Here is a 1728-nt window from a genome sequence, read left to right as displayed (position 1 = left end):
CCGAGATGCCGCTCTTATGTTGGGTCAGCAGATAGATGGCCAAGAACCACGTGCGCAGCGGTAGTTTGGTTTCAGCGAACAACGTACCGCTGGTCAGCGATACCTGCCGCTTGCAGCGGTTGCACTGGTAGACGTCGCGCTCTTTGAGGTGGCAGTGCCGGGTATGACCGCAGCCTTGGCAGCGGAACCCGTTCGGCCAGCGCGCCTTCGCCAGTGCCTCACGGCACGCCGCCTCGCTGCCATAGCGCTCAAGAAAGCCCATCAGGCTCATGCCCGGCTGAAACTGCACCTGATTCTTCTTCTTCATAACGCTTCCTCCGTCTCTTCAGAGGGTTGCAGCGTCTACCCCCGACGTATCAGGGGATGCGACAGGTGGGGAATCAGGTTTCTTTTAGACAAAACCGCCGAGTGCACAAGCTCCCGGCGGTTTCTTCTTTTCTCCCCCTCGACAAGTCGCGAAAGGGGCCAGGTGCGCAGGGCGCGCGCCCAAGGGCAGAGGACCCGTAGGCTGGGCCGGCATGGTCAGGTCTATGCGCTACTCAGCTGGATCGTCCTCCCGTCGTGACGCGCATAATGCGCTCTCACCATCAAACAGCGAGGAGTTTTCGTCTATGAACAATCCAGTCCACCGTGACGAGCTGGCTATCGATGAGTTAAAGCTAAAGATAATCGTAATCTACAAAAAAGAGGCGCCGATCGGGGCACCTCTTCCTGTCTTTGGTATCGTTCCGAACTTTTTTCCGGCTCCCGGGAAAATTAACTGGTTGGTGAAGCCTGAACACCCAATCGAAACCACATGCGTTCGGGCTTTCGAAGCAGCAGTGGCGGCTGTTCAAGCAAGGTATAACTTGCCGCCTCATCGACCAGGTTCAACCGCTCGACAATAGTTAGCGCTCACTTCGCCATGCCTTAGGGATTACCACGTCATGGTGTCGATGATTCATGCTTCAATTCATTGGCGAGGTGTTGACAGAAGGCCAATCCACGAACGATGTACAGGGTGGGAAAGCTCTTTTGGGTGTTGTCGAGGATGGTGAAGTTGTTCTCGTCAAACTTCTTCAACGTAGCGTCTTCGCCCTTCTGCTTCATGTGCGCGTAGAAGTCGTCGGGCGTGGCGGCGCCAAATTCATCTTTGAGCGAATGACATATTCCATCGTAGCCAACCAACAACCAAGGCCCTTCTGCGGGAAATTTCGGTGAGTAGGGTTCGTTTTGTGCGTAGGCGGATATAGAGAAGGCGAGTATGGCAAGCACGCTCGACAAGCGAAGATACATTTTTTTGGCCTCTGATTGCGCTTTTACCAAGCTTTAGCATCTACGCTGCCCCCAATTCTGTCCAGAACTGACGGTGCAGGGCGGCGGCTCATCGCCTCGAGCAGGGTTCCGGCCGTGGAATGAGGTTGATGCTCGCCCGCTGTTGTTGCCGCTGTGCCTCGGTCGGATCGTCGGGCCGTGGCTCCGCCGGCGTGGGTGTCGGCACCTCGGATGCTGGTAGTGGCGGCCGTGGGAGTTCCGCAGCGTGGCCGCCACCCGTGGTCAGTTTCGCTGGCGAAGCTGGTCAGTTGCTGTGGCGAAGGTGGCCAGGTGGCTGGCGTTTTGCACCATGGAGTTCAGCTATGGATGCGACCCACTCCAAGAGTGCTTTCGTGTACGGACAGGTCAGGCGCGCTCTGCAGTCGGGACGCTACGCACCCGGGCAGCGGATCGATCCGGCCACGCTTGCCGCAG

The 1728-nt window shown here is 57.6% G+C and carries 3 protein-coding genes and 1 pseudogene; 2 read left to right on the top strand and 2 right to left on the bottom strand.

Annotated features, from left to right (window positions below; all coding sequences use genetic code 11):
- On the bottom strand, positions 1-307 hold a 307-nt coding region (locus ACFPPB_RS20245; RefSeq protein ID WP_377330459.1), incomplete at its 3' end, for a transposase.
- Positions 308-611: 304 nt separating this feature from the next.
- On the opposite strand from ACFPPB_RS20245, the gene ACFPPB_RS20240 reads away from it, so the two are divergent.
- Positions 612-887, top strand: a complete 276-nt coding sequence (locus ACFPPB_RS20240) for a hypothetical protein (protein ID WP_377330457.1) — start codon at positions 612-614, stop codon at positions 885-887.
- A 37-nt stretch (positions 888-924) separates the two neighbouring features.
- Here the strand turns inward: ACFPPB_RS20240 and ACFPPB_RS20235 are convergent, their stop codons facing one another.
- Complete coding sequence (locus ACFPPB_RS20235) at positions 925-1305, bottom strand: hypothetical protein (RefSeq protein ID WP_377330455.1); 381 nt, start codon at positions 1303-1305, stop codon at positions 925-927.
- Between the two features lie 311 nt (positions 1306-1616).
- Here ACFPPB_RS20235 and ACFPPB_RS20230 point away from each other — a divergent pair.
- Positions 1617-1728 (top strand): annotated as a pseudogene (locus ACFPPB_RS20230) (GntR family transcriptional regulator); the annotation flags it as partial.

This window comes from Rhodanobacter terrae, from assembly GCF_042657005.1.
In the GTDB taxonomy this organism is placed as follows: domain Bacteria; phylum Pseudomonadota; class Gammaproteobacteria; order Xanthomonadales; family Rhodanobacteraceae; genus Rhodanobacter; species Rhodanobacter terrae.
This window is presented reverse-complemented; position numbering and strand designations above follow the sequence as displayed.

Bases quoted from the DNA above. Each gene is read 5' to 3' on its own strand.
- ACFPPB_RS20240 (WP_377330457.1), top strand. From the start codon at position 612: ATGAACAATCCAGTCCACCGTGACGAGCTGGCTATCGATGAGTTAAAG.